At 36.0% G+C, this 600-nt stretch carries 1 pseudogene; it reads left to right on the top strand.

Annotated elements, in window-relative coordinates:
• Positions 1–600: pseudogene (locus G3A46_RS14625) on the top strand (hypothetical protein); the annotation flags it as partial.

Below are 600 nucleotides of genomic sequence, written 5' to 3'. Positions count from 1 at the left end.
TATCAACCTTATTACCAATACAACAGGTTCAGACCTTTTCGTTGATAATGGCGATGGTACTTTTACGCATACTACAGTAAATGGAGATGTAATTACTTTCGACGCAAACACCACTACATTGTTAGATAACGGTAATGGAACTTACACACTAACCAACGCAAATGGTGACACGATCACAATTGATGTTGTTGGAGATGTGGTAACTAATATCCAGAACCAAGGTGATATCTATGATGAAATTATCAACCTTATTACCAATACAACAGGTTCAGATAAATTCGTAGACAATGGTGATGGTACGTTTACGCATACTACAGTAAATGGAGATGTAATTACGTTTGATGCTAACACCACTACATTGGTAGATAACGGTAATGGAACTTACACATTAACCAATGCAAATGGTGATACAATTACAATCGATGTTGTAGGAGATGTAGTAACCAACATCCAAAACCAAGGTGATATCTATAATGAAATTATCAACCTTATTACCAACACCACAGGTTCAGATAAATTCGTAGATAATGGCGATGGTACGTTTACGCATACTACAGTAAATGGAGATGTAATTACTTTCGATGCAAACACCACTACATT

The sequence above is a fragment of the Aequorivita sp. KMM 9714 genome (assembly GCF_011065475.1).
Taxonomy (GTDB): domain Bacteria; phylum Bacteroidota; class Bacteroidia; order Flavobacteriales; family Flavobacteriaceae; genus Aequorivita; species Aequorivita sinensis.
This window is presented reverse-complemented; position numbering and strand designations above follow the sequence as displayed.